The following is a 26952-nucleotide window of genomic DNA, read 5'->3' as shown; positions in this document are numbered from 1 at the left end:
TTCGGACCGTTCGGGTGAATGGAGGTTGCATGGGTTGGAGCGAGCGCGGGCGGGTTCACCTTCTATGGGGACGTGATGTCGAAAGCGTCGCCACGGTAACAAAGTTGAAGGCAGGTTCGGGGCAAGAGGGACGGCAGGATGACATGCTTTGACAGCCTAAGGCGCCGCACTCTTCGGGTGGTCGGCCAGGTGCTCGGCCTGCTCGCGTTCGCGCTTGCCGTGGCACTGCCGGTCCACGCCCGGGCGCAGGACGAGGCGGAGGCGCCGGCCGGGGGATACGTGCGTCTGCCGTGTCACGCAGTGACGCCGGTTCCCGCAGGCGGCGACAACAGCATTCCCGAATTCACCTGCAGCGGCGAACCGCGTGATTATCAGTCACGCAGCCTGTGGTACCGGATCGACCCGCTGGAGTGGCTTGGCAGTGCGCCGGGGCCGACCGCGGCGCCTTCGTTGATGGTTCACATCTCCCGCTACGATGCGGTCAGTGTCTGGTTTCGCTACGCCGATGGCGACATGCGGCGCCAGTCGGTGCGTTCGGGCGATTTCGGGTCGCACTGGCGCGCGGGCGGGCAGATCGCCTTCGATGCGCCCCAGCGCGAAGTAGCGGTCACGGACATATTCATACGCTTCGACAAGCCGGCCGCAGCCGAACTGCTGCGCCTGCGTCTGCTGACTGCGGCGCAGCTAGGCGCGCAATCTACCGGCCTTGCGGTGGTGATCGGTGCCGCGCTCACCCTGCTGGCGGTCAGCGCGCTGTACAATTTCTCGCTCTCGCTCAGCTCGCGCAAGGCATTTTCGGTCTGGCAGGCCTGCTGGGCCGTGACCATGCTGGCGTGGGGCGCTGTATGGTCGCAGCTTGCGCTGATCACCTTCCCCGGGATCGCCGGCGCGGCTTCGGCGCAGCTGTGCACCGCGCTGGCGTGCTTCGCGATTGCCTTTGCGACCTTCAGTGCGGTTACCGCGATTGAGGAAGAATACCTTGCCCGGGTCCTGCGCCTTGCTGCCATCGCCCTGGGCATCTGCGTCGGGTTGCTCGGTATCCCGCTTTCGATCGTGCGCAGCGGTCCGCTCATGGCCCTGTCCGATGTATTGGGACTGCTGGTTCTGGCCGACATCGTGGTCGTGGCGCTTTGCCTGCACCAGGCCTGGCGGCGCGGTAGCCCGGAGGCGCGCGTCTACACCGGGGCCTGGGCCTTGCCGATGCTGGTCCTGGCGCTGGTCCAGTTCGTCGACATCAAGACCATGTTCTGGGGCGGCGGTTCGCAGATCGTGGTGCTTTGCGCGGCGACCTGGCAGACGCTGTGGCTCTCGATAGTCTCCTCGCAGGCCCATGGCCGTCTTCGCACCGAGCGCGATATCGCCCGCAAGTCCGCGGCACAGGCGCGCGAGCTGGCACGGCGCGATCCGCTTACCGGCCTGCGCAACCGGCGCGGACTGATCGACGCCTTCGAGCCGATGCTCGTGCAGGTCCGGCGCGAGGGCGGACCGCTCGGCCTGCTGGTCGTGGACATCGACAAGTTCAAGTCGATCAACGACAGCTACGGTCACGAGGCCGGTGACGAGGTTCTGGTCGGCCTCGCCCGGCGACTGTCCTTGTGGGAAGGGCAGATGTGCAAGGTCGCGCGGCTGGGCGGCGAGGAATTCGCGCTTGTGATCAGCGGGCTCGAGGGCTTTGCGCTGACGCGCTTCGCCGATAGCGTGCGCCGCGAACTGGGGGCTTGCGACCACGCCGCAATCATTGGCGAACGCGCGGTCACCGTCTCGATCGGAGTGGCACAAATCGAGCCGCAGATGGAATTCCGCGATGCCTATCGTCTGGCCGACGAGGCACTCTACGCCGCGAAGGACGGTGGGCGGGACCGGGTCATGGTCGCACCTGGCTGCGTACCGCTGGCGGGTAAGGTCGACGGCTTCATTGACCTTGCAGAGCGCAAGGCTTCGCGCGCCCAGGTCTGAACGCGGCCGCAGGTCCGTTATGGGCCGGCGACCCGGGCCACCTTCGCAGAGCCGGGCCGAACATGGGGCTGGCAAGACTTCGTCACGGTTCAGACGTGCATGGGACATCACCCGAGGGCAGGCTGTGCAGGATAACGCCTGCTCTCGCGGGCGTACTCGTCGTTCAAGCGGCCCGCTGCGAGGCCGCAGTTGCGAATTCCTGTGGAGAGCCCGGGGCTTGTCACGGGGCTCGCGCACAAGCAAAGAGGGGAGCGGAGCTGGTCGCCTGCAGGGCGCGTTCCGCTTGTCGGTCGCAACCTGTCCCCCGGGTTCGACCGCGGCGCCGATGCGGTTTGCGCTACCGCGTCGGCGCTCCTATATTGCGCCCAGAGAAGTTGCCCAGATGAGTGAATCCGCAAGGCCGGGGTTATCAAGTAGTTCGATGTCGGCTCCAGCCACAATCCTGCTGGTCGAGGATGACGGTGCCCTGCGTACCTTGACCGCGCGTGCCTTGCGCCAGAGCGGCTTCACGGTGCTGACTGCGGCGACCGGGGCCGAGATGTGGGTCACGCTCAATGAGTCTCCGGTCAACCTCGTGGTACTCGACATCATGCTGCCCGGAACCAGCGGCTTCGACCTGTTCCGCAAGCTGCGCCGCGAAAGCGACATTCCGATCATCTTCATCAGCGCGCGCGGCAGCGAGGAAGATCGCGTGCTTGGCCTCGAGCTGGGCGCCGACGATTACCTTGCCAAGCCCTTCAGTACCCGCGAACTGGCCGCGCGGGTGAGCGCGGTGCTGCGTCGCGGTGCCGGGCAGGAGGCCGTCGCCGAGGGCGGGGCGGAAATGCGCAGCCAGGATTCGATCACCTTCGATGGCTGGCACTTGTCGCTGGCGCGGCGTGAACTGCGCTCGCCCGACGGGGTGATTGTCGATCTCACCGGGGCAGAGTTCGATCTGTTGTCCACCTTCGTCGGCTATCCCCAGCGCGTGCTTGGGCGCGAGCGGCTGATGGAGCTGTCGCGCTCGCGGATCGGGGACAGCTCTGATCGCAGCATCGACGTGCTCGTCTCGCGTCTGCGCCGCAAGTTGCAGGCCGAGGGCGGCGACTCGCCCATCGTCACCGTGCGCGGCGTCGGCTACATGTTCAGGGCCGACGTTACCCGCTCCTGATGCTGCAGGGGCTTCTCCGGCTGGTTCGACGCCGCCTCGGCCTGACCGAGCGCCTGCTGGCCGTGCTGCTGTTCGTGGTGGTGGTCGACTTTGCCGCCAACACGCTGCTGTTCCAGAGCACCGACTCGTTCGAGCTGCGGCGCGACGATGCCGAGCGCATCGCCGAAAACCTGCTGCTTGCCTCACGTTCGCTCGAACGCGTGCCGCTGGAAAGTCGTCCGCAGGTCGCCGCTGCGCTCAGCACCGGGCGTTTCGCGCTCGAATGGATCCCGGCCTCGACGCGCTATCGCGGAGCGCTGGGGCTTGCCAACCTGCGCGCGCAGGTGGTCGAGATCGAGCCCGCGCTGGCGCGCGCCGACCTTGAACTGCACCTCGAGGAGCTGCCAGGGCGCGGCAATATCGGCGGCTCGATGCAGCTCGGAGACCGCAGCGTGCTGCGTTTCCATACCCATGCCAACGCTGCCTGGACGCTTACCGCAGGGCGGCTGGTCAGCATGGTTCTGCCAACGCTGCTGCTTTTCGCGCTGGCCTGGATCCTGCTGCGCGCCGTGCTCGGCCCCTTGCGCGCCGTCATCGGCGCGACTCGCCAGTTCGGTTCGGGGCCGCCCCGCCCGGTCCCCGAAAGCGGTCCCGACGAAATGCGCCAGCTGATCCGGGCGATGAACGATATGCAGGAGCGCATTCACCGCTCGCTGCTCGATCGCACACAGACGATGCTGGCGATCGGCCACGACCTCAAGACCCCGCTCGCGCGGATGCGTCTGCGGCTCGACAACGAATTGCCCGACGAGGACCTGCGCCCGGGCCTTTCGCGCGATATCGACGAGATGCGCATGCTGATCGAATCGATCCAGGCCTATGTCGAGACCGGCGGCGAGGCGATTCCCGCCGAGCTGATCGACGTCGCGGTCATGGCGCAGACGCTTGTCGACGATGCTGCCGACCATGGCGCAAGTGCGGTCTACGAGGGAGCGTCGAGCGCGGTGGTGCGCGCGCGGCCGATCCAGATTCGGCGCGCGCTCTCGAACCTGATCCAGAACGCGCTGCATTACGGCGGCAACGTGCAGGTGCGGGTCACGAAGACTGCCGAGGACGTGCATATCGCGGTTGCCGATGACGGCCCCGGAATTCCCGAGGAGCGGCTCGAGGACGCCTTGCAGCCGTTCGTCAGGCTGGATGCAGCGCGCTCGCGCGATACTGCGGGAATGGGACTGGGGCTGCCGATTGTTGCCAAGTCGGTGGCAATGGAAAGCGGCACGTTGCACCTCGAGAACCGGGCTGAAGGCGGGTTGTGCGCCACCGTTTGCCTGCCGCTTGCCAAGGGCATACGCGGCCGCGGCTAGGTCGCTGGCTAGCTCCTCCCGGAAATCCCTGCTGTCGAAATATTCGTCGGCGAAGCGTGTTCGCGCTTCGCCCGATCGTGCGCTGCAGCAAAACTTCGTCACAAACCAGCACGTCGGGCGACAACCATTGTCCCTAGTTTCTGACGACAATCCCGCCGGACGTGTGTCTGGGAGAGAAACGTCAAAAGCGAACAAGGTGACGAAACGTGAACGAGCTTATTGGCCGTGTGTTCCACTTCGAAAAAACGATTTATCCCGCCAGTAGCGAGCTGTTCGGAAAGCTCGCCACCCATGGCCAGTCGCCCAAGGCGCTGATCGTCTCTTGCGCCGATTCGCGCATCGTGCCCGAGCAGATCATGCAGGCGAAGCCCGGCGACCTGTTCGTGTGCCGCAACGCCGGCAACATCGTGCCGACATATGCCACGCAGAACGGTGGCGTGACGGCGACGGTAGAATATGCCGTCGCTGCGCTCGGTGTGACCGATATCATCGTGTGCGGTCACTCGGGCTGCGGCGCGATGAAGGCACTGGCCGATCCCACCGGGCTCGAGGCCATGCCGAACGTTGCTGCCTGGCTGCGCCACGGTGCAGCCGCGGAGCATATCGTGAGCACCTGCCACGGTGAACTCGAGGGTGAAGACCGCGTGCGCGCGATCACGCTCGAGAACGTCATCGCCCAGATCGGCCACCTGCGCACGCACCCTTCGGTCGCAGCGGGTATCGCGCGCGGAGCGGTCACGCTTCATGGCTGGTTCGTCGACATTCATGCCGGTCAGGTCCTTGGCCTCGACGGCGAAACCGGCGAGTTCGTGCCTCTGCGCGAGGACCGGCCCCTGCCGGTCGCGCTCGCGGCCAAGAGCCGGATCGCCAGCGTCTTCACGGAGGCAGCAGAATGAGCACTTCCACTCAGGCAGTGGAGGGCGCGCGCAGCGGGCCTTTCGCGCATTTCGGGCGGGACTTCACCGCCTCGATCGTGGTCTTCCTGGTGGCGATGCCCTTGTGCATGGGTATCGCCATCGCTTCTGGCGTCCCGCCTGAAAAGGGCCTCGTCACCGGTATCATCGGTGGCATCATCGTCGGCCTCTTCGCTGGTTCCCCGCTGCAGGTCTCGGGTCCTGCGGCCGGTCTCGCGGTCATCGTCTTCGAGTTCGTGCGCGAGAACGGCATCGAGGCACTGGGGCCGGTGCTGCTGGTTGCCGGCGTGCTCCAGCTGGTTGCCGGCTGGCTCAAGCTTGGCGGCCTGTTCCGGGCCATCAGCCCGGCGGTGGTCCACGGCATGCTCGCTGGCATCGGCGCGCTGATCGTGATCGGCCAGTTCCACATCCTGTTCGATGCCAAGCCGATGTCGAGCGGGCTCGAGAACATCGCGGCCATGCCCGCACGCGTTCTGGGACTGGACTTCTCCTCGGCTGCCGCGACCGAGATCGCGCTTGGCCTGGGCGTGCTGACCATCGCGGTCATGCTCGGCTGGGAAAAGCTGCGTCCCAAGTCGATGGCGCTGGTTCCCGGCGCGCTGCTTGGCGTGGTGGCTGCCACCGCGATGGCGTGGGGCTTCTCGCTCGAGGTCGCGCGCATCGAAGTGCCTGCCTCGATTGCAGCGGCTTTCGCCATCCCGCTCAGCGCGGAATGGTTCGCTCCGCTCGCCCAGCCGGGCCTGCTCGTCGCGGCACTCGCGATCGCTTTCATCGCCAGCGCCGAGACCCTGCTTTCGGCGGCGGCGGTCGATCGCATGCATGATGGCGTGCGTACCAAGTACGACAAGGAACTGAGCGCGCAGGGCATTGGCAACATGCTGTGCGGTCTGGTCGGCGCGCTGCCGATGACCGGCGTCATCGTGCGCTCTTCGGCCAACGTCCAGGCCGGTGCCAAGACCCGCCTCTCGGCGATCCTGCACGGGTGCTGGATCCTCGCCTTCATCGCGCTGCTGCCCTGGCTGCTGCGCGAGGTGCCGATGGCGGCGCTGGGCGGCGTGCTGGTCGTCACCGGCTGGCGTCTGGTCAGCCTCAAGCACGTCACGCACCTGTTCAAGAACCACGGCTACCTGCCGGCGGCGATCTGGGCGGTGACCTTCGTGCTGGTGGTCTCGACCGACCTGCTGACCGGCGTGCTGGTCGGCCTCGCGCTCTCGTTGGTCGAACTGCTGCCGCACCTCAAGGACATCCGTCTCAAGGTGCACGAGCACGATGAGGAGCAGGGCCGCCGCGTCGCGCTGCACGGGGCTGCAACCTTCGTCGGGCTGACCAAGCTCAACGCGGTGCTCGAGCGCCAGCCGCATGGCGAACCGGTCCACCTCGATCTCGATAGCGTCAAGGCGATGGATCACACCACTGCCGAGACGCTGAGCGAGTGGATCGCACGTCGCCGACAGGGCGGGCATTCGGATCGGGTGACCGGTTCCGATGCGATTCTCCGTCCCTTGGCGACACATTAAGTCACGGGATGGGCAAGGCCTGACTTTTTTTTGCCACGGCTAAAACCGAAGGGCGGGTTCGCATCAGCGAATCCGCCCTTTTTCGTGACTATGGATTGGTGCGAGTGATGTAACGGCGCAACACTCGTGAACTGTTTACAAGTGGCGTGTAAGGAAATTTCGTGTAAATAGGGCGGGCCGGATTGAAACGGGCTCGCCACGAAGTAGGGCCCGGCAATTCGGACGCGGGAAGGAACGTATAAAACCACATAATATGAGGGACGTTCCAGAAATGAAGATTCGTATGCTTGCAGGCGCCGCCTGCTTCGCGGCTGTTTGCCTTGCAGCTGCCAATCCGGCCATGGCGCAGGATGCGCCGGGTCCCATTACCGTTTCCGGCAATGTCGCGCTCGTCACTGACTACCGCTTCCGTGGCGTGTCGATGACTGACGAGGAAATGGCGATCCAGGGCGGTTTCGACGTCACCCACGAGAGCGGGCTCTATGTCGGCACCTGGGGCTCGAACCTGTCGGGCTGGGGTACCTTCGGCGGTGCCAACATGGAACTCGACATCTATGGTGGCTACGCCATGGAAGTAACCGACGGCGTCACCGTCGACGTCGGCGTGACCTGGTACATGTTCCCGGGCGGCCTCGACAACACCGACTTCGCAGAGCCCTACATCAAGCTCTCGGGCGACATCGGCCCTGCCAGCATCCAGACCGGCGTCGCCTATGCGCCCAAGCAGGAAGCGCTCGGCACCTGGTACAACAGCGCCGCCTCGGCCGACTACGACAATCCGGGCGACAAGGGCGACAACTTCTACATGTGGACCGATGCCAGCTTCGGCGTTCCCGACACGGGCCTGACGCTGAGCGCGCACATCGGCTATTCGAACGGTAATCCGGGCCTCGGCCCCTGGGGCACCAGCCCGGCGCCGACCGGTGAATACGTCGACTGGAAGCTTGGCGCGGACTACGCGCTTGGTCCGGTGACGCTGGGTGTCGCTTACGTCGATACCGATATCAGCAAGTCGGAAGCGGCCTACCTCATGCCGAACTTCTCGTCATCGAAGGATGGTTCGGCGATCGCGGGGAGCACGATCCTGTTTTCGATCTCGGGCGGTTTCTGACTTAGCGCCAAGGCCTGAACGAACATGAAGACGCCCGGCCGGGAGGATCGGCCGGGCGTCTTTTTTGCCTGCCGCGCCCCCCGGCACGACAGGCAGCGTTCCGCTAGGGTCAGTACCCGCGGCGATAGTCCCCGCGGTCGCGGTCGTAGCCACGGCGGCGGTCATAGTAGCGATCGTCGCGATCGTAACGGCTGCGGCGTTCGTAGGCATCGCGGCTGTAGCGGCGACCGTCACGGTCCCAGTAGTAGCCGTCGCGGTAGCGCCAGTCCGAATTGCTCACGTAGCGGCGGTCACGGTAGCGATCGTTGTCATTCTTGTCCGATGCGATGATCGCGCCGAGCGCGAGGCCGATCACGCCCGCGCCGATGGCGATGGCTGCGGTATTGTCGTTGCCGCGATGATAGTCGCGCGCCATGGCCGGGGTGGCGCTGACGGCGGCGGTAGCGGCAAGCGTGCCGGCGACGATGGTCTTCTTCCAGAAATTCATAATGCAAACTCCCTAAGCGGGGCGGCACGGGCACGTGCCGTTTGCCCTTGTTGATCTTCCTTCTAGAGCATCGCCGCTGAACGGGTTCGGAGCGGAGTTTGCAGATACCGTTCAGGTTTGTCTGACTTTGTATGAATAATGCCGATTGTGGTCAGGCGCGCTCGCTGAAAGCAGCGTTGCATGGATGGCAAGGATCAAGCCGTGCGTGGCTGCGTTGGGAAACCATAGACACAAAATCAGACAAGGATTTCCCATGGACCGTTTCACCGGCAAGACCGTCATCGTTACCGGCTCCTCCAGTGGCATCGGTGCGGCCTCCGCGCGCCGCTTTGCACGGGAGGGCGCCAATCTCGTGCTAAACGCCCGCTCGGCCGACACGCTGGCCGAGGTGGCTGCCACGCTCGAGGCCGAGCGAACGCTGATCGTGCCCGGTGACGTTTCCGAAGCAGGCTTCGCCGAGGATCTGGTCGCGCGCGCGGTCGAGCGCTTCGGTGGGCTGGACGTGCTCCATGCCAATGCCGGCGTTGCCGTGAGCGGCCCCTTTGCCGAGGCCGAGGATGCGGACATCGACAAGGTCATCGACATCAACGTCAAGGGTACCATGCGCTGCCTGCGCGCGTCCTATGACGCGCTCAGGAAGAGCAAGGGTTCGGTCATCCTGACGTCGAGTGTCTCGGGTATCGGCGGAGACTACCAGATGGTGATCTACACTGCCTCGAAGGGAGCTGTGACCCAGATCACTCGTTCGCTCGCCCTCGAATGGGGCAAGGACGGAATTCGCGTCAACGCGGTGTGTCCTTCCATGACCCGCACGGCGATGGCCGGTGACCTTATCGAGAACCCGCAGATCAAGGACGCCTTCATGCAGCGCGTCGCGATCAAACGCTTCGGCGAGCCTGAGGATGTCGCCGATGTCGTCGCCTTCCTCGCTTCGGACGATGCGCGCTTCGTCACCGGCGTGAACCTGCCGGTCGACGGCGGGGTCAGTGCTTCCAATGGCCAGCCCAATTTCCCGGCGCTCCAGTAAGGCCGGCGAGACTGGGACACTCGCGCCTCAGTAGCCGGTATAGCGGCCCGGGCGGTGCCACACGTAGAGGATACCGCCCGTGGCCGCGACGCCGAGCAGCGACCACAGCATGCGCGTCAGGTCGAGCGTGAACAGCGAGAGGAGCAGCACGCAGGCATCAAAGGCCATTTGCGAGCGGCCAGCGTTCCAGCCCTTTGTCCGGTAGAACCACAGCACAAGCGCACCGGAACCGCCCGAACCCGCAGCATGGCGGGCGAGGGCCAGCGCACCCATCCCGATTACCGTGCCGCCCATGATCGCGGCGGTGGGCGTATTGATGCGGGCGATCTCGAAGAGCATTGGCGCGATGCTCGTCACTGCGAAGACGCCGAGCGTGACGAGCAGCGTCTTGACCAGAAAGGCGCGGCCCATGTCGCGGATGGTCACTGCCAGCATAGGCAGCGTAAGTCCGGCATAGAGCAAGCCGACGGGCAGGCCGGTGATGTAGCTGACGGTCAGCGCAAGTCCGGCAACGCCGCCGGTTGCGAGCTGTGCTTTCTGCAGGATCACGACGCCCAGCGAGAGCAGGATCGTGCCCACGACAACGGCGTATACGTCTTCGAACAGGCTATGCGGCACGCCCGGGGGCGGCTCGGTCGGTTGAGTCATGCGATGGGGCCCCAAGGAGATCTCCGCTGCGCCATTGCGCATGCGGTAACAATCTTTCCAGTGCTTGTATTTTTACGTCTTTGTGCGCTGCGTCAAGCGGTGTTTGAATGGGGCCTTCAAATGGCTTGGAAACAACGCAAATCTGCCGTGCAGGGCTGATTGCTGCGCTCCAGCATCGGGCGCCCACCCCGAATCGGGGGTGCCGCGGAAGGCCAGCGCTGATCGTCATGTCCCCCGGCAAACGCAAAACCCCCGCCGTGCATCTGCGCGGCGGGGGCTTCGTATTCGGGGCTGCAAGGCCGTTCGCGCTTAGGCGTCGGCCTTCTTGCGGCTCATGCGCTTGCGCTCGTTGGGATCGAGGTAGACCTTGCGCAGGCGGATCGACTGCGGGGTCACTTCGACCATTTCGTCATCGTCGATGTAGGCGATGGCCTGCTCGAGCGTCATGACCTTGGGCGGGGTGAGGCGGATCGCATCGTCCTTGCCCGAGGAGCGCACGTTGCTCAGCTGCTTGGCCTTCATCGGGTTGACCTCGAGGTCGTCCGGCTTGGCGTTCTCGCCGATCACCATGCCCTCGTAGAGCTTTTCCTGGGGAGCGACGAAGAGGATGCCGCGGTCTTCCAGGTTGTTGAGCGCATAGGCATTGGCCTCGCCCGCACCGTTCGAGATGAGCACGCCGTTGAGGCGGCCCTCGATCTGGCCCTTGTAGGGGCCGTACTTCTCGAAGAGGCGGTTCATGATGCCGGTACCGCGCGTGTCCGAGAGGAACTCGCCGTGGTAGCCGATGAGGCCGCGCGAGGGGGCCGAGAAGGTGATGCGGGTCTTGCCGAGGCCCGAGGGACGCATGTCGGTCAGCTCGGCCTTGCGGCGCTGCATCTTCTCGACGACCGTGCCCGAGTGCTCGTCGTCCACGTCGATCACGACGGTCTCGTACGGCTCGGTGCGGCCACCGTTCTCGTCTTCCTTGAACAGCACGCGCGGACGCGAGATGCCCAGCTCGAAGCCTTCGCGGCGCATCGTCTCGATGACGACGCCCAGCTGAAGTTCGCCGCGGCCGGCAACCTCGAAGCTGTCCTTGTCCTCGCTCTCGGTGACGCGGATGGCGACGTTGGTTTCTGCCTCGCGCATCAGGCGATCGCGGATCAGGCGGCTGGTGACCTTGTCGCCTTCACGCCCGGCGAGCGGGCTGTCGTTGACGGCGAAGCGCATCGCGAGCGTCGGCGGGTCGATCGGCTGCGACTGGATCGGCTCGGACACGGCGGGGTCGGCGATGGTGTGCGCGACGGTCGCCTTTTCGAGGCCGGCGAGTGCGATGATGTCGCCTGCGCGTGCTTCCTCGACGGGGACGCGCTCGAGACCACGGAAGGTCATGAGCTTGGAGGCGCGGCCGGTCTCGATGACCTTGCCGTCACGGTCGAGTGCGCGGATCGGGTCGTTCATCTTGACCACGCCCGACTGGACGCGGCCGGTGAGCACGCGGCCCATGAAGTTGTCGCGGTCGAGCAGCGTGGCGAGGAACGAGAAGGGCGCGTCGACGTCGAGGCTCGGGGCCGGAACGTGGTCGCGGATCAGTTCGAACAGCGGGGTCAGGTTGCCTTCGCGCGCATCGATGTCGTCGCTGGCATAGCCGTTGCGGCCCGAGGCGTAGAGTACCGGGAAGTCGAGCTGCTCGTCGTTGGCGTCGAGGCTGACGAACAGGTCGAAGACTTCGTTCAGAACTTCGTCGGCGCGGCCGTCGGGACGGTCGATCTTGTTGACGACGACGATCGGCTTGAGGCCGAGGCCCAGTGCCTTGCCGGTCACGAACTTGGTCTGCGGCATCGCGCCTTCCGACGAGTCCACCAGCAGGACGACGCCGTCGACCATCGAGAGGATGCGCTCCACCTCGGCGCCGAAGTCGGCGTGGCCCGGGGTGTCGACGATGTTGATGCGCAGGCCTTCCCACTCGATCGAGGTCGGCTTGGCGAGAATCGTGATCCCGCGTTCCTTCTCGAGGTCGTTCGAGTCCATTGCGCGCTCCTCGACGCGCTGGTTGTCACGGAAGGTACCGGACTGGCGGAAGAGCTGGTCGACGAGGGTGGTCTTGCCGTGGTCGACGTGCGCAATGATCGCGATATTGCGCAGGGGAAGCGGGGCGGACATGTCTGGGCCTTACGATAAGAGGGGCGCGTTGCGGGGCACAATGCGCCGCGAAATCCGCGCGCCCTTAACTGATATGTGGCAGCGCGGCAAGCGCCCAGCGCAAGTCGCGCGGTGCGAAACCCGCTCCCGAGCGGCACCAAACATGCCGCTTAGTTGCAAGTACTTGGTGAAAAAGTCTTTGAATCCCCGGCGAATACATGGATGCTGAGGCAATCTCGGCGCGACATTCCTCGCACTGGCACGCATGCAATGGGGGCAACATGGTACCGTATGGTGGTTTCTGGTGGCGCGTTCTCGCGGCCATCATCGATGGCATCGTCCTGCAGATCGCTTGGTCGGTGATAAGCGGGGTGCTCGGCTTTGGCTGGATGAGCGAAGGCTACATGACGGATTTCTCCGGCGGGGGTGCGATGGGCGCCTCGTTCTATCAGCCGGCAGGTATCAGCCTGGTCACGAATTGGCTCTACTACGCACTGATGGAAAGCTCGAAGTTCCAGGCCACGGTCGGCAAGCTGGCGATCGGTCTGGTGGTCACCGACCTTGAAGGCAACCGCATCTCGTTCCTGCGTGCAACGGGGCGCTATTTCGCCAAGATCCTCTCGGCGATGATCATGCTGATCGGCTACATCATGGTCGCCTTCACCGCGCGCAAGCAGGGGCTGCACGACATGCTCGCGAGCACGCTGGTCTACAAGACTCGCGACCCGCGCGAGCTCGAGACGGGCGCGGACGTCTTCGCCTGATATGCAGGGCAGGGTGGCTGCGGCGCTCGCGGCCCTTGTCCTCGCAGCGTCCTGTTCGCAGCAAGCGGATCGCGCGGCGGCTCTGGACGATCCGGCAAATGCCGGGCCGAGGCTCGCTCCAAGAAGCTGCCGCTATGCGGCGGCGATCTGGGGCGGGCCCTCGGGCCTGCGCTATGAGGTGACCTTGCGCGCGGGCGGAAGTAGTGCCACCCATGCCCAGTTCGCCGCGTATCGGACCGGCGAGGAGAGTCCGGATCCCTATTTTCGAGAATCTCTCGAGATCGAGCCGGCTGAAGTTCTCGCGTTCTGCCGCGAACAAAAGCGCATTCTCGCCGCCAACCCTCCTCGCAAGGGCTGGATAGTCCTGGACCCGGTGCCCATGAAAATGGTGATGTCCCTCGACGAGGATGTCTATCGCATTTCCACTTCCGGCTTCTCGACCAGCGCTTGGCCAAGTCCTGCGACCGGCAAGTTGATCGATGCTCTCCATGCCTTTTTGCGCCAGCAAGGCGTGCGTAAGCTGCCCGAACGTTGGTACGCGGATTGCGGTGCCTATTCGCCCTTTCGCAATTCTTCGACCTGCCGCAGCAACGAGGCTATAGCTCCCTGAGCGCGCGAGCGGGTCTGGCGCGCAGGAGCGGCAGCGAGCCGCCGAGCGCAAAGGCGAGCACCAGCACCAGCCCCGTGGCCAGCACGAGGAGCACGCGCGGCCAGTCGGGCAGCCATGCCAATTCGAACAGCTGCGTCATGACGGCCCAGCCCATTGCGCTGCCTGCGGCAAGGGCGATCAGCGCCAGAACGAGCGCGAGCACGCCGTACTCGACGAGTTGCAGGACGAGCAGCTGGCGGCGGCTTGCGCCGAGCACGCGCAGGATCACGTTGTCGTAGGTCCGGCTCGCGCGGGCGGCGGCGATCGCGCCCATCAGCACGGCAAGACCCGCAAGTACGGCAACCGAGGCCGCGGCGAGGATCGCGACGGCCATCTTGTCGAGCAAGGCGCGGGCATCGCGCAGTAGCGAGCCGGTCTCGATGACCGAACTCGAGGGAAGCGCGCGCACCAGTCTCGGCAGCAGGCCATCGACCGATGTGCCCTCTGGCAGCTCGATCGTGGCGGCAAGGTTGTGCGGGGCATCCGCGAGCGTATTGGGCGAGAACACCAGGACGAAGTTGAAGCCCATCGTGTCCCAGTCGATCCGGCGCAATGCGGCGATGCGCGCGGTACGCTCGACCCCGAGCAGCGAGACCGTGACGTAGTCGCCGACCTTCAGCCCAACGGCATCGGCGAATTTCTCGTCGAGCGAGACCAGCGGCTCGCCCCGGTAGAGTTCGGACCACCATTTTCCAGACGTGACCGTGCTGCCCTCGGGAACGCCGCTGGAATAGGTCAGCCCGCGCTCGCCGCGCAGGGCCCAGGCGCCCTCGGGCAGTTCGTCGAGGTCGGCGACCCTGGTCATCGCGTCTCTTGGCCCATAAGCGATGATCCGGCCGCGCAGGTTGGGCACGATCTTGACCACCGATCCCGGTGCCGTGCGCTCGACGATGCGGTCGAACTCGCCTGCGCTGTCGCGCGGCACGTCGAGCACGAAGAGATCGGGCGCGCGGTCGGGCAGGGTGGAGCGGATGTTTGCGTCAAGACTCGTTTCCACCGCGGCGATCAGCACGAAGGCGGAAAGCCCGAAGCCGAGCGCGGTGACCAGCGCGCCCGTCTGCGCGCCGGGGCGGTGCAGGTTGGCGAGGCCTGCGCGCAGGACCGGGTCGCGCGGGCGCGGCAGGCGCGCGGCAAGGCGGCGGATGGCGAGGCCGACGAGCGCGAGCAGGCCGAGCATCAGCGCCGCGCCCGCAAGAAAGCCCAGCGTGACCATCGGCTGCGCGGCATTGACGAGCGCCAGCGCGACGATTGCGGCAAGACCGAGCCCTACCGGAAGCAGGAGGGCGCGCCACCCAGCGGTAAGCGGGGCGACCCGGGCGCGCATCAGGGCCATGGCGGGGAAGCTGCGCGCCCGCACGAGCGGCGGCGCGGCGAAGACCAGCGCGACGAGCAACCCGTACCCCGCTGCGGTTGCCAGTGCTGCGGGCGAGACGGTGAGGCCGCTGTTCACCGGCAGCAGTTCGCCCAGCGCATCGGCGAGCAGCGGGGTCACCGCCACCCCGGCGAGAAGCCCGGCAAGGCTGCCGGTCAGCGCGGCGGCGCCAATCTGGAGCAGGTAGATGCGCGCGATGTCGCGGCTGGTCGCGCCCAGCACCTTGAAGGTCGCGATCGAGGTGCGCCGCGCCTCGAGGTAGGAGGACACCCCGCCGCCGATGCCGATGCCTGCGATGACCAGCGCGGCGAGGCCGACAAGGATCAGGAACTGGCCCATGCGCTCGACGAACCGCGCGGTCGAGGGGCTCGCGCCGTCGCGGGTGCGCGTCTCGAACTGGTCCTCGCCAAAGCGCTTGGCGAAGGCATCGAGCGCGGCCTCGGGCGAGCGTGCGGGATCGCTGAAGCGGACCCGCGTCGCGCTGCGGTACATCGATCCGGGCAGCGTCAGCCCGGCCTCGGCGGGCAGGTCTATGCCGGTGATCGCAAGGTCGCCCAGCGCAAAGCCTTCGCTCAGCTGCTCGGGGTCCTGCGCGATCACGCCGCCGACCTCGAGCGTACGGGTGCCGATCGCGACCGTGTCACCGGGCGCGATGCCGAGCCTTGCCGCGCTGGCCTTGGCGATCCAGACCTGCCCTTCCGGCGGGGCGCCGACCCGGCGTCCGTCGGTGAGTTCGAGCTTGCCGTAAAGCGGCCAGCGATCATCTACCGCCTTGAGCGCGACCGGCGCGGAAGTGTCGCCAACGCGCGCGATGGCCTGAAGGCGCAGGCCCTGCGAGACGGTGCCGAGCTTGTCGAGCGCAGCCAGTTGTTCGGCGTCGGGGCTGCGCTGCCAGGCGCGCAGCTCGATGTCGCCACCCAGAATCTCGCGGCCGCGCGAGGTGAGTTCGGTTTCAATCGAACTGGTCAGCGTGCCGATCGCGGCAATCGCGGCAACGCCGAGAAACAGGCACACGAGCAGGAGGCGCAGGCCCTTGAAGCGGGCGGAGAGGTCGCGTCGCGCAATTGTCCAGGCCATGCGCCATGACAGGGTGGCTTCAGCCAAGCGTCGGCTCCGGGGCGGCAGTGGCGGCGGTATCGTGCGCGATGCGCCCGTCGGCGATGGTGACGATGCGTTCGCACAGCTGCGCCAGGCTTTCGTCGTGGGTAATCACCAGAAGCGTTGCGCCGGTCTCGGCGCGGCGGGCGAAGAGCAGTTCGACGATCGACTGGCCGGTCGCGGCATCGAGGTTGCCGGTCGGTTCGTCGGCGAAGACGAGGCTGGGGCGCGGGGCCAGCGCGCGGGCAATGGCGACGCGCTGCTGCTCGCCGCCCGAAAGCTGGGTGGGGTAATGCGAGAGGCGGTGGCCGAGGCCGACCGCCTCGAGCTCTGCCATGGCCCGTTCGCGCGCGCCGTCCAGGCCTGCGAGTTCGAGCGGGGTGGCGACGTTCTCGAGCGCGGTCATCGTCGGCAGCAGGTGAAACGCCTGCAAGACGATGCCGATGCGTCCGCGCCGGGCCCTTGCAAGGCCGTCCTCGTCCAGCCCGGCAAAGTCGCTGCCTGCCACTTCGAGCGCTCCCGCACTCGCGCGTTCGAGGCCCGAGAGCACCGACATCAGCGAGGACTTGCCCGAGCCCGAAGGCCCGAGCAGCGCCAGGGTCTGGCCGCGCGGTACGGAGAGGTCGACGCCCTTGAGGACCTCGACCGCGCTGGGCCCTTGGCCGAGCGTCAGGCGCAGGCCCTGGGCCTGGATGGCATGGTCGATCATCGTGTCTTGGCCGATTGTCGATGCGGGGGAGTGGGAACTTGTGGTCACCTGCCCCATATGGGGGGGCAAGCTGCCGTTTCACAAGGAGAATGCCTTGGCTCGCCCGTCCGATCGCCTCTTTTCGCGCCTGATCCTCTCGCTGGGAGCCGTACCGCTCGTGCTGCTGGGCGGTTGCGATCCGGCTCCGGCACCAAGCGATGCGGCTACGGGATCGGCACTCGATGCCCGTCCCGAGATCCCGGTGATGGGGCCCGAGCGGTCGATCCTCGCCTTCGGGGATTCGCTTCTGGCAGGCTACGGGCTCAATGATGGCGAGAGCTATCCGGCCCGGCTCGAACAGGCGCTGCGCGCGCGCGGCGTGAATGCGCGGATCGTCAATGCGGGGGTTTCGGGCGATACCACGGCGGCGGGACTGCAGCGGCTCGACTTTACGCTCAAGAGCCAGACCGAGAAGCCAGAACTCGTGATCATCAGCCTAGGCGGCAACGATATGCTGCGCAGCCTCCCCCCGGCAGAGACCCGCGCCAATCTGGAGGCGATGCTCAAGCGGCTCAAGCAGGATGACATCCGCGTCGTCCTGCTCGGCATGCTTGCGGCTCCCAACCTCGGCGAGGACTATGCCGAGAAGTTCAACCCGATCTATCCGCAACTTGCCGAGAAGTATGGCGCGACGCTGGTGCCGTTCTTCCTCCAGCCGGTGATCGACAAGTCCGACCTCATGCAGGACGATCACGTCCACCCGACCGCGCTCGGGGTCGACGCGATCGTCACCGCGACGGTGGACGATGTTGCAGCCGCGCTTCTTGCGCGGCCCGATGGAGCCGGGGTGCCCTGAGCTGCGCACGTCTTATCCTCGCCAGCCCGGCTTCGACAAGCTCAGCCTGAGCGAAAGTCGATAAGGCGGGTGCCCAGCTCGTTCAGAGCCTGACCACGTGCCCCGCCTCGACCTGCCACACCGCGGCTTCGCGCGCGATCGCGGCGAAGGGGGCGGTCTCGGTGCCGGTCAGCCATACCTGCGCGCGGCCGCCGCGTAGCCGCTCGAACAGGGCCTCGCGGCGCACCGGATCGAGGTGAGCGGCCACCTCGTCGAGCAGGAGCAGGCGAGGGCGGGTCTCGCCCAGGCTCTCCACCAGCTGCGAATGGGCCAGCACCATGGCGATGAGCATGGCCTTCTGTTCGCCGGTCGAACACTCCGCCGCTGCACGGTCCTTGCCCGCCATGGTGACGGCCAGTTCGTCGCGGTGAGGGCCGGTCAGCGTGCGTCCCGCAGCGCGCTCGCGCGCACGCCCTTCGCGAAGGGCTCCGGCGAGAGCTTCGGCCTCGAGCGGACCGCCCGGTTGGTAGGCGAGCGAGGGCCGCGCGAATGGGCTTTCGGGCAGGGTCGAGAGCGTTGCCTCGAGCCGCTCTATGAGTTCGGCGCGGGCCATCGCCACCGCACTGCCCGCCTCGGCGATCTGCAATTCGATCGCATCCATCCACCAGGGATCGGGCGTGCGCTCGTCGGTGAGCATGCGGTTGCGTTCGCGCAGCGCGCTCTCGAGCCGCGCGGCGTGAGTGGCATGGTCGGGACGAAGGGCGAGGACCAGCCGGTCGAGGAAGCGGCGGCGCGAGCCTGCGCTCTCGACGAAGAGGCGGTCCATCGCAGGCGTCAGCCAGCCGATGGAGAGCCATTCGGCAAGTCCTGCGGCGCTACCTTGCGCGCCGTTGACCTGGACGAGGCGGCGGGTCGGTCGCTCCGGCGCGACGCCGGTGCCCAGGCGCACGGGCTGGGCCTCGGGGAACAGGAGGTCGGCGCTGACCGCGAAGCCGCCGTCGCCGGTTTGCGCTGGCATGTCGGCGATCTGCGCGCGGCGCAGGCCCCGGCCCGGCGCGAGCAGGCTGACCGCCTCGAGCACGTTCGTCTTTCCTGCACCGTTCTCGCCAACCAGCAGGTTGAAATGCGCGGTGCCCTCCAGCGCGGTATCGCCGTGATTGCGGAAACGGGACAGGAGGATGCGATCGAGCATGGGAGGCCAGCGCCTAGCCGCTTGCACTGCTACTTGCCAAGGCCGCGCGGTGCAGGCGCCCTTCGCTCAGAGTGCGTCCGCCTTGGCGAAGGGCGAGAAGTCGAGGTTCTCGTCGTAGACGTCGACCCCTTCGCGCGCCTTGAGCCAGCCGACGACAGCGTAAGTAGCAGGGGTCAGGATCACTTCCCAGGCGACCTTGAGCGCCCAGTTGGTGACCATTACGGTCAGGATCGACTGGCCTGTCCACACGCCCATGAAGGCGATGGGGTAGAAGATCGCGCTGTCGACCGCCTGGCCGAAGATGGTCGAGCCGATCGTGCGGGTCCACATCATCCGCCCGCGCGTCCAGACCTTCATCCGCGCCATGACGTAGGAATTGACGAACTCGCCTGCCCAGAAGGCGAAAACCGAGGCAACGACGATGCGCCAGGTCGAGCCGAACACCGAGACGTAGGTCGACTGGCAGATCGTGCCGGGATCGCTGGCCTTGAGCACGCTGGCGAAGAGCGCTTCGTCGCTTGCCGCGCAGGTCCAGCCTGAGGAGGCGGGCATGGCGACGACGACGAAGCTCATCACCGCCATGAACACGAGCGCGAAGAAGCCCATCCACACGCAGCGCCGGGCATTGGCGTAACCGTAGACCTCGGTCAGCACGTCGCCAAGGACGTAGCTCACCGGGAAGAACAGGATGCCCGCCCCGAAGGTCCAGCCGCCGACTTCGGCAAGCTTGGCCGCGCCGATCAAGTTGGAGAGCAGGAGGATGGCGACGAAGCTGGCCATGACATAGTCGAAATAGCGAAAGTGGCGCCGCGCCCCGGAAAGCCCGTCGATCCGGGCAAGTGTGCCATCTTCATGCATGTTTTCGTCGCTCATGCGCCACGCCTAGCCCGGCTTTTTCCCGCGACAAAGCGTTGATTGCCGATCACGGGCAGTTTGCTCAGGCGAAGAACGGCGCTATGGGGGCAGCGTCGCGCGCCCGTAGCTCAGCTGGATAGAGCACGAGCCTTCTAAGCTTGGGGTCACAGGTTCGAACCCTGTCGGGCGCGCCACTTCCTCCGGAAATGGTCGCCCTAAGCTTGAAAGGGTGTTCGAACTTTGTTTGAACTGGCGCGCCAGCTTGCATTCCCGAAGTGTTCTTGCGCCAGCTTCCGGCGTTCCTGTCGCGGCTTCGTCGTGCCTGCTTCTCTCGCTGCCGGTTCGTGGCCGGGAGGATCAATGGCGCGCGTCGCACCCGTCATTCAGCGCGATGCGCAGGAAGGGCAGTCTTCCCAGTACGAAGGCTGCCGCTGCCGCGAGAGCCAGGATCGCGGCGCTCACGAAGAAGGACGTGACCGGTCCCACTGCATCGAAGCTGATCCCGCCCAGCGTCGCGCCGAGCGTGATGGCGATCTGGATCACGGCGACCATCAGGCCGCCGCCCGCTTCGGCATCGTGCGGGACGGTGCGCGCCAGCCAGGTCCACCATGCGACCGGCGCCGCGGTCGCGATGAAGCCCCAGATCGCGAGCAGGGCGACCGTCACGGGCAGCATGGCTCCGAAGCTGGCAAGTGCCAGGGCAACCACCGCCAGAACGGCAGGAAGCAGGCCGAGCAGGGAGAACAGCCGCCTTTCGACGCATTTGCCGATGGCGATGGTTCCGAAGAAGCCGGAGACGCCCAGTACCAGCAGCAAGGTGGAGAGCAACGAGACACCCACGCCGGTCACCTGCTCGAGGAAGGGACGCAGGTAGGTGAACAGCGAGAACTGACCGATGAACAGCAATGCCACACTGGCTAGCCCGGCACTGAGCGGGGCATGGCGCATCAGGTGTGACAGGCCGCGCCGGGCTGCCCGGCTTTCGGGATGCATGCGTGGGAGTGCGAGTGCCAGCCATAGGCTTGCGGCAATGCCGAGCGGTACGAGGGACCAGAATGCGCCGCGCCAGCCGATCAGGCCGCCGAGCAGGCTGCCGAGCGGTGCAGCCAGCGCCATGGCCGCCGCATTGCCACCATTGATCACGGCGAGCGCCTTCGCCACATCTCCTGCAGGGACGAGGCGAAGCGCAATGGCTGCCGACATCGACCAGAAACCGCCGATGGCGATGCCCACGGCTGCGCGCCCCACCATGAGCAGCGGATAATTGGGTGCAATCGCCGTCAGCACGCTCGAGGCGATCAGCATGATGCTGAGTGCAACGAGAACCTTTTGCCGCTGGAACGCCCGCGTGACGCGTCCGATCGAAAGGCTGGCGATCACCGCGAACAGACCCGATGCAGCGATGGTCTGTCCCGCTTCGCCCTCGGTCAGGGTGAGGGAGGAGGCCATCGGGCTCAGCAGGCTGACGGGCATGAATTCCGATGCCACCAGCACGAAGCTGCACAAGGCCATGGCGTAGACCGCGCTCCAGCGTGCCGTGTCCGCTTGTTGGCCGCCTTCCGGTATCCCGGTCGTGGTTGTCTCGCTCATATCTTCATCCCGCGCATGATGCCTTGGTGCGCGTCCTCTTAGGGGAGGCGGGTCTTGTGAAGTAGGTCCTGTTTTCTTGATTGCCTTGTGAGTATGGCTCATCAATGGACAGGATCGATCTCACCGACCTCGTGGCCTTTGTCACCATCGCGCGCTGCCGCAGTTTCACCAAGGCAGCTGCCCGGCTTGAGGTCACGCCATCGGCGCTCAGCCACCGGATGAAGGCGCTCGAGGAACGGCTCGACATCCGTTTGCTCAATCGCACGACCCGCAGCGTCACCCCGACCGAGGCGGGAAGCCGCCTGCTCGAGCCGTTGGGGGAGAAGCTGGACGGGATCAGGGCCGATCTTGCCGCGCTGGGAGAGTTGCGCGACAAGCCCTCGGGGACGATCCGTATCAATGCCGATGAACTGGCTGCCAAGCTGGTGCTATGGCCGGTTCTGCGCGATTTCCTCCAGCGTTTTCCCGAAGTCACCGTCGAAGTTGTGGTCGACAACGGCTTCAGTGACATCGTGGCTGGTGCAGTTGATGCCGGTGTACGGCTTGGTGGAGTGGTCGAGAAGGACATGATCGCGGTGCCGATCTCGGGGCCGATCCGCATGGCTGCGGTCGCGGCCCCTTCCTACTTCGCCCGCAAGGGCAAGCCATCGTGCCCGCAGGACCTGATTGACCACGACTGCATCAATTATCGCTTCACCTCGAATGGTGGTCTCTACGCATGGGAGTTCGAGGATGAGGGGCGTCCGCTCTCCATCAGGGTCAACGGACCGCTGGTGTTTAACAGCATCTTCCCGGTCATGGATGCCGTGCTAGATGGCGTCGGCATCGGTCACGTTCTCGACATCCACGCCGCCCCGTTCATTGCGCAAGGCCGGCTTGAAACGGTGCTCGAAGCGTTTTCTCCGCCCTTCGAGGGGTATCACCTCTATTATCCCAGCCGCCGCCAGCCAACGCCTGCATTTTCGGAGCTGGTCAAGGCGCTTCGCCAGGCGGCATGACCAGCTCCCGATCCGGCGCGAGAATGCACCGGATCGGGAGAGGGTGCTCAGGGCTTGCGCAGTTCGACCTCGTCGAGCGGCTGGCCGTTGGCGGTGTAGGCCTTGTAGCGCAGGACATCGCCGTCGACGTCGATGATCTGGTAGGCCTGCGTGCGCGCCGCGGTCTTTCGGGCCCAGTCGAGCTCGGCGACATCGTACATCTTCGGACCGGCAACCGAGACGACATAGGTTGCGCCAGCATCGTCGCTGGCCGGACCCTGGGGGCCGATCGCGCCGCGGGCGTAGCCGTGGTCGTGGCCTTGCAGGACGAGGTCGACCTTGTACTTGTCGATCAATGGCTTCAGCGCTGCGCGGACCTTGGGGTTGTCGCGGTCCGGATCGCTCGAGAAGAGCGGGAAGTGCAGGAAGATCACCGTCCAGCGGTTCGGGTTGCGTGCAAGGAGCGCGTCGAGCCAGGCGATGGTCTGGGCACGGGCCTGCTCGTTGCGGTCGAGCTGCGGGGAGTCGATCGAGATCAGGCGCAGACCCTGATAGTCGGTGTACCAGTGTGTCTCGGTCGCTTCGGGCACGCCGCTCGGGCCGTTCTCGGGGAGGGTGAACTGGTGGCGCCACTGGTCAGTGACCGAAGAGCCAGCGCGCGCTGCACCATCCTTGCCGTATTCATGGTTGCCCGGCGTCGGCATCTGGGGGGTCTGGGCGTAGAGGAAGCTGCCTGCCGCGAACCATTCACCCCATTCGCGGTCGGCATTGTGGTGGTTGATGAGATCGCCGGCATGGATCGTGAAGGCGACGTCGCCCGCGGTGCGGAAGGCCATGCGCAGGGTGCGCGAGGCCTGCGAGAGAACCTGGTTCTGCATGTCGCCCAGGTAGAGGAAGCGGAAAGGGGCGGCCTTCTGCGATGCGGTGCGGAACTGGAACCATTCCGACCAGCGCGCACCGTCGCCCACGCGGTAGGCATAGACCGTGTCCGGCTGCAGGTTCCTCAGAACGGCCGAGTGGTAGGCTGCACGGAAGGCAGGGTCTTCCTCGGTCGCGACGGTGGCATCCTCGGTGGTGGCGGCCATCGTCATCGGAGCCTTGACGAAGTCGGGCCCCGGCGTCGCGATGGCGTATTCGATCCGACCGGCGATGCCGGGCGCGGTGCGCCAGGTCACCGCCATCTCGTGGGCCGTGTCGGCGGTGAGGTTGAGGATGATGCGCTCGGGCATCTCGGTTGCAGGGGCGAGCGCCTGAGCGGGGGCGGGGGCCTTGTCCTGCGCCGCCACGGGGGCGACGCAGATTCCGGCAAGCAGGCAGGTGAGAAGGGTTCGGGTGATCGTCTTCATGTCGGGGATCCCTTGCTCAGAAGATGGCGTTGAAGCCGAGCGAGATCGAACGCCCGTTCTTGATGTACGCGCGGCTAGCGCCATCGCCCGAGGAGACGGTCTGCCAGTAGGTGTGCGAGTCGAAGAGGTTCTGCACCTGCAGCTGGATCGATGACTTCTCGAGGAAGGTCTTGCGGAAGGTGAGATCGACGAAGCTATATGCCTGCTCGTAAGGGTCGTTGCCGAAGTCGTTGATGCCCGCCATGAACTTCGACTGGTAGTTCCATGCGCCATAGACTTCCCAGCCGTCGCGCTCCCAGAACAGCTGGAGGTTGGCGATCGTCTCGGGGGTTTCCATGAGCGGCAGGGTGTAGCCCTCGGGGTGCCACGAAAGCCCCGTCTCCGCCTTCGAGCGCTGCAGTGTCAGGTTGCCGCCGACGCCCAGCGAGCCAAGTACGCCAGGAAGCCAGTGCAGCAATTGCTGCGCGCTGATCTCCATGCCGTAGACATCGGCCCACTTGCCGTTGTTGGGCATCGTCACCGCCACGCCTTCGGGATTGACGTTCACCCCGGCCGTGCCGTTGCGGATGTTCGAGGAGGACGAGCGGAACAGGAAGTTGTCGATCTGCTTGTAGAACAGCGCGACCGAGTAGGCCCCGGTGCGCCCGGCATAGTGTTCGAGCGAGAGGTCGAAGTTGGTCGAGGTCAGCGGCTCGAGGTCGGGATTGCCCATCTCGATCCCGGTCAGGATCCAGTCCGAGGTAGGGTTGCGCACGCCATCGCCGTCCGGATCCTGATCGTAGGCGTATTCGCGCGCCGAGCTCATGCGGGCGATGTCGGGCCGGGCAAAGCTGGTCCACACCGCGCCGCGCAGCTTGGTCTTGTCGTCGAAATCGTAATTCACGTGGATCGAGGGCAGCCAGTTGGTGAAGCCGGTGCGGTCGCTGGTGTAGCGCTCGCCGAGAACCGGATCCATGTTCCAGGCATCGATCGTGTTGCGGGTGTTTTCCATGCGCAGGCCGGCGATGATCTTGGCCTTGCCGATCTGGGCGGTGCCCATCAGGTAGGCCGAAATCACGCGCTCCTCGAAGCGGAAGCTGTCCTCGTCCGAGATCTCGGCCTGCGAGGGATCGACCGCGAAGCCGTCGAAGTAGCTGCTCTCTCCGTTTTCGGCGCGGCGCAGTTCGGCCAGCATGGCCTCGTTGTCGAGCGTGGTGCCGAGGCGATAGTCACCCGAGTAGGCACCGCCGAACAGGCTATTGATGTCGTTGCCGTAGAGGCCGGCGAAGTCGGCCAGCGTTCCTTCCGAGTTGAGGTCGAGGAACGAGCCCTCGTAGGTGCGGCGGCGCGAATTGTAGAACTTGCCGCCCGCCTTGATCGACTTGAGGAACGGACCGTCGACATCCCAGCGCGCGTTGAACTGGCCTTGCCAGAGCTTCTCGCTGGAGCCGCCCACTTCACCCTCGAGCGCGTTGAAGTTGTATTCGCTGGGTTCCTGTACCCCGGCAAGGCCCGCCGGATTGAGCAGCCACTTGGGGAAGCGCGAGTCCTCGGCGGCCGAGAACAGCACGCCGCGATTGCCCAGCCAGCCGTACTTGTCGCTGCGGAACTCCATCTCGTAGCCGTCATCGAGGTTGTCCTCGGATTGCGAGTAGGAGACGTCGTAGTCGAACGTCAGCGCCCCGAAGCGCGAGACGCCGCCGAAGTTGGCCGACGCCAGGTTGCCGGTCTCGGCCGAGCCTTCCCAGAAGCGACGCAGGCGGAAACCCGCCGGATCCCAGGCGCCCGAGCTGCCTACGAGGCTGTAGGTCGAGCGTGCCGAGCGGTCAGCATCGGTGATGATGCCATCGCCGTCACGGTCGACGATTTCGCCCGGCGTGTAGCCGTAGATGCGGCCAAGTTCCTCGTCGAAGCCGACGATGGTGTCCTCGGGCTGGGCGAGGTCGGTGCGCGAACGGTCGATCTGCGAAAGGCGTGTCGAATTGCGCGAGGTGTCGTTGCGAAAGTTCAGGCGGTTGAGGAATTCCTTCTTGCGGTACTTGTTGTACTGCCCGCGCAAGTGGAAATCGTGGTTGTCCGAGCGAAAGTCTACGCTCGAATTGACGCCCCAGCGTTCGACCTCGGTCTCGCCGAAGCCCAGGTTCATACCGCGAAGGACGAAGCGGTTGGGGTCCCAGCCCAGCGTCTCGCTGTCGGCGTACCACATGTCGGGCTGGTTATCGCCATCGACGCCGTTCTGTTCGAACTGCGACTTGCGGCGGCTCCAGCTGCCCGAGACGAACACGCCGAAGTTGTCCGAAAACTGGCGCGAGGCGGCCGTGGACACCTGCGCCGCCTTCCTGTGGTCGAACTTGTCGAGCATGCCGCCTTCGGCGGAGAGGCGGAAATAGGTCGGGTCCTGATCGAAGGCGGTAGGGGTCGAGATGTCGACCGAACCGCCCAGCGCGTCGCCGTCGCGATCGGGCGTCAGCGTCTTGTAGACGGTGATTTCCTTGATGCCGTCGGGCGGCAGGACCGAGAGGCGCACGCCGCGGTAGAACACGTCGTCGCGCGAGCCCGCGCCGCCCAGGCGCACGCCGTTGATCGAGTAGTTGTTCAGTTCGGTGGAAAGGCCGCGCACGGTGATGCGGTCGCCTTCGCCCGTCGTCGCACTACGCACGGCATTGACGCCAGGCATGCGGGCAAGGGCCTCGGACACGTTGTTCGCCGGCAACTTGCCCATGTCGTCCGCGCTCACGGTGTCGGAGACGACGTCGGTATCGCGCTTTTTCCGCAGCGATTCCTGTACCGCCTCGAAGTAGCCCGTGACGACGATTTCCTCTTCTCCGGGAGCGAGCCGGGCAGCGGCGGGTACCGGCTGCGAGCGCGTGCTGCGGGCAGTGCGTGCCGCGTTGGCAGGCGCTGCGCTGCGCGGGCTGACGATGATTGCCGAGCCCTTCATGCGCGTCTGTACGCCCGAACCGGCGATGAGGCGGGCGAGGGCCTCGTCACGCTCGAGGCGGCCCGACACGCCGGGGCTCTTGCGACCGCGCAGGACATCGGCGGGCGCAGCGATCTGGATTCCGGTGACCCGTGAATACTGGCGCAGCGCCCCAGCGAGGTCCTGGGCCGGGATGGCGAAGTCGAACCGGCTGGTCTGAGCCGCGTGGCTGGCCTGCGGTATCGAGACGGACGCGAGACAGGCGAGCGAAAGGGCCAGCGCCGAGACACCGGCGCGTGGCGAAAATGCGATTTTCATGAATGTACCCCAGAGACGAATTATCCAAATTCAGGGGTAAGACGGGTGAATTATACTTAACCCGACAAATATTATTGAATAAACTTATGTGAATT

At 65.8% G+C, this 26952-nt stretch carries 21 protein-coding genes and 1 tRNA gene; 12 read left to right on the top strand and 10 right to left on the bottom strand.

Going from position 1 to position 26952, the window contains the following annotated elements:
* The first annotated feature begins 138 nt into the window (after positions 1-138).
* The 6 genes from I5E68_RS14185 to I5E68_RS14160 all read left to right on the top strand — a co-directional run bounded on the left by I5E68_RS14185 (position 139) and on the right by I5E68_RS14160 (position 7991).
* A complete protein-coding gene (locus I5E68_RS14185) occupies positions 139-1956 on the top strand; it encodes a sensor domain-containing diguanylate cyclase (protein WP_197165150.1) in 1818 nt (605 codons plus the stop codon).
* Positions 1957-2377: 421 nt separating this feature from the next.
* On the top strand, positions 2378-3106 hold the full coding sequence (locus tag I5E68_RS14180) for a response regulator transcription factor (protein WP_197165148.1): 729 nt from the start codon (positions 2378-2380) through the stop codon (positions 3104-3106).
* A complete protein-coding gene (locus tag I5E68_RS14175) occupies positions 3106-4449 on the top strand; it encodes an ATP-binding protein (protein WP_197165146.1) in 1344 nt (447 codons plus the stop codon). Before I5E68_RS14180 ends, I5E68_RS14175 begins: the two co-directional genes overlap by 1 nt.
* 206 nt (positions 4450-4655) lie before the next feature.
* Complete coding sequence (locus I5E68_RS14170) at positions 4656-5345, top strand: carbonic anhydrase (protein ID WP_197165144.1); 690 nt, start codon at positions 4656-4658, stop codon at positions 5343-5345.
* Complete coding sequence (locus I5E68_RS14165) at positions 5342-6880, top strand: SulP family inorganic anion transporter (RefSeq protein WP_197165143.1); 1539 nt, start codon at positions 5342-5344, stop codon at positions 6878-6880. Before I5E68_RS14170 ends, I5E68_RS14165 begins: the two co-directional genes overlap by 4 nt.
* A gap of 271 nt (positions 6881-7151) precedes the next feature.
* Positions 7152-7991 (top strand): TorF family putative porin, encoded by an 840-nt coding sequence (locus I5E68_RS14160; RefSeq protein WP_197165142.1) that lies wholly within the window; start codon positions 7152-7154, stop codon positions 7989-7991.
* A gap of 109 nt (positions 7992-8100) precedes the next feature.
* On the opposite strand, the gene I5E68_RS14155 is transcribed toward I5E68_RS14160, so the two are convergent.
* A complete protein-coding gene (locus I5E68_RS14155) occupies positions 8101-8478 on the bottom strand; it encodes a hypothetical protein (RefSeq protein WP_197165141.1) in 378 nt (125 codons plus the stop codon).
* A gap of 253 nt (positions 8479-8731) precedes the next feature.
* Between I5E68_RS14155 and budC the strand changes: the two genes are divergently transcribed.
* Entirely contained in the window at positions 8732-9505 is a 774-nt protein-coding gene (gene budC, locus I5E68_RS14150) for a meso-2,3-butanediol dehydrogenase (protein WP_197165140.1), read from the top strand.
* Between the two features lie 27 nt (positions 9506-9532).
* On the opposite strand, the gene I5E68_RS14145 is transcribed toward budC, so the two are convergent.
* Both I5E68_RS14145 and typA read right to left on the bottom strand, forming a co-directional pair.
* Entirely contained in the window at positions 9533-10153 is a 621-nt protein-coding gene (locus I5E68_RS14145; protein ID WP_197165139.1) for a YitT family protein, read from the bottom strand.
* Between the two features lie 309 nt (positions 10154-10462).
* The gene (gene typA / locus I5E68_RS14140) at positions 10463-12295 is read right to left on the bottom strand and encodes a translational GTPase TypA (protein ID WP_197165138.1); all 1833 of its coding nucleotides are present in this window, start codon (positions 12293-12295) and stop codon (positions 10463-10465) included.
* A 260-nt stretch (positions 12296-12555) separates the two neighbouring features.
* Here typA and I5E68_RS14135 point away from each other — a divergent pair, with 260 nt between their 5' ends.
* Together I5E68_RS14135 and I5E68_RS14130 are read left to right on the top strand one after the other, a co-directional pair.
* A complete protein-coding gene (locus tag I5E68_RS14135; protein ID WP_197165137.1) occupies positions 12556-13038 on the top strand; it encodes an RDD family protein in 483 nt (160 codons plus the stop codon).
* Between the two features lie 13 nt (positions 13039-13051).
* Positions 13052-13648 (top strand): hypothetical protein, encoded by a 597-nt coding sequence (locus I5E68_RS14130; RefSeq protein WP_197165135.1) that lies wholly within the window; start codon positions 13052-13054, stop codon positions 13646-13648.
* Here the strand turns inward: I5E68_RS14130 and I5E68_RS14125 are convergent.
* On the bottom strand, positions 13635-16136 hold the full coding sequence (locus I5E68_RS14125; RefSeq protein ID WP_197165669.1) for an ABC transporter permease: 2502 nt from the start codon (positions 16134-16136) through the stop codon (positions 13635-13637). The genes I5E68_RS14130 and I5E68_RS14125 overlap by 14 nt on opposite strands.
* A gap of 19 nt (positions 16137-16155) precedes the next feature.
* The gene (locus I5E68_RS14120) at positions 16156-16866 is read right to left on the bottom strand and encodes an ABC transporter ATP-binding protein (protein ID WP_228727244.1); all 711 of its coding nucleotides are present in this window, start codon (positions 16864-16866) and stop codon (positions 16156-16158) included.
* Between the two features lie 94 nt (positions 16867-16960).
* Here I5E68_RS14120 and I5E68_RS14115 point away from each other — a divergent pair, with 94 nt between their 5' ends.
* Positions 16961-17701, top strand: coding sequence for an arylesterase (locus I5E68_RS14115; protein WP_228727202.1), 741 nt, complete (start codon positions 16961-16963; stop codon positions 17699-17701).
* An 82-nt stretch (positions 17702-17783) separates the two neighbouring features.
* Here the strand turns inward: I5E68_RS14115 and recF are convergent, their stop codons facing one another.
* Both recF and I5E68_RS14105 read right to left on the bottom strand, forming a co-directional pair.
* The gene (recF, locus tag I5E68_RS14110) at positions 17784-18872 is read right to left on the bottom strand and encodes a DNA replication/repair protein RecF (protein ID WP_197165131.1); all 1089 of its coding nucleotides are present in this window, start codon (positions 18870-18872) and stop codon (positions 17784-17786) included.
* Positions 18873-18938: 66 nt separating this feature from the next.
* Positions 18939-19745 carry a queuosine precursor transporter gene (locus tag I5E68_RS14105; protein ID WP_370463764.1) on the bottom strand — a complete coding sequence of 269 codons (807 nt, stop codon included), beginning with the start codon at positions 19743-19745 and terminating at the stop codon, positions 18939-18941.
* A 99-nt stretch (positions 19746-19844) separates the two neighbouring features.
* On the opposite strand from I5E68_RS14105, the gene I5E68_RS14100 reads away from it, so the two are divergent.
* A tRNA-Arg gene (locus I5E68_RS14100) sits at positions 19845-19921 on the top strand.
* 163 nt (positions 19922-20084) lie between these two features.
* Here the strand turns inward: I5E68_RS14100 and I5E68_RS14095 are convergent.
* A complete protein-coding gene (locus tag I5E68_RS14095) occupies positions 20085-21317 on the bottom strand; it encodes an MFS transporter (protein ID WP_197165129.1) in 1233 nt (410 codons plus the stop codon).
* Between the two features lie 104 nt (positions 21318-21421).
* On the opposite strand from I5E68_RS14095, the gene I5E68_RS14090 reads away from it, so the two are divergent.
* Complete coding sequence (locus I5E68_RS14090) at positions 21422-22315, top strand: LysR family transcriptional regulator (RefSeq protein WP_197165127.1); 894 nt, start codon at positions 21422-21424, stop codon at positions 22313-22315.
* A gap of 47 nt (positions 22316-22362) precedes the next feature.
* Here the strand turns inward: I5E68_RS14090 and I5E68_RS14085 are convergent, their stop codons facing one another.
* Positions 22363-23640, bottom strand: a complete 1278-nt coding sequence (locus I5E68_RS14085) for a purple acid phosphatase family protein (RefSeq protein WP_197165125.1) — start codon at positions 23638-23640, stop codon at positions 22363-22365.
* 16 nt (positions 23641-23656) lie between these two features.
* Positions 23657-26857: a TonB-dependent receptor gene (locus I5E68_RS14080; RefSeq protein ID WP_197165123.1), complete on the bottom strand. Its 3201-nt coding sequence runs from the start codon at positions 26855-26857 to the stop codon at positions 23657-23659.
* Positions 26858-26952: the final 95 nt, after the last annotated feature.

The organism is Novosphingobium aureum (assembly GCF_015865035.1).
Classification (GTDB): domain Bacteria; phylum Pseudomonadota; class Alphaproteobacteria; order Sphingomonadales; family Sphingomonadaceae; genus Novosphingobium; species Novosphingobium aureum.
This window is presented reverse-complemented; position numbering and strand designations above follow the sequence as displayed.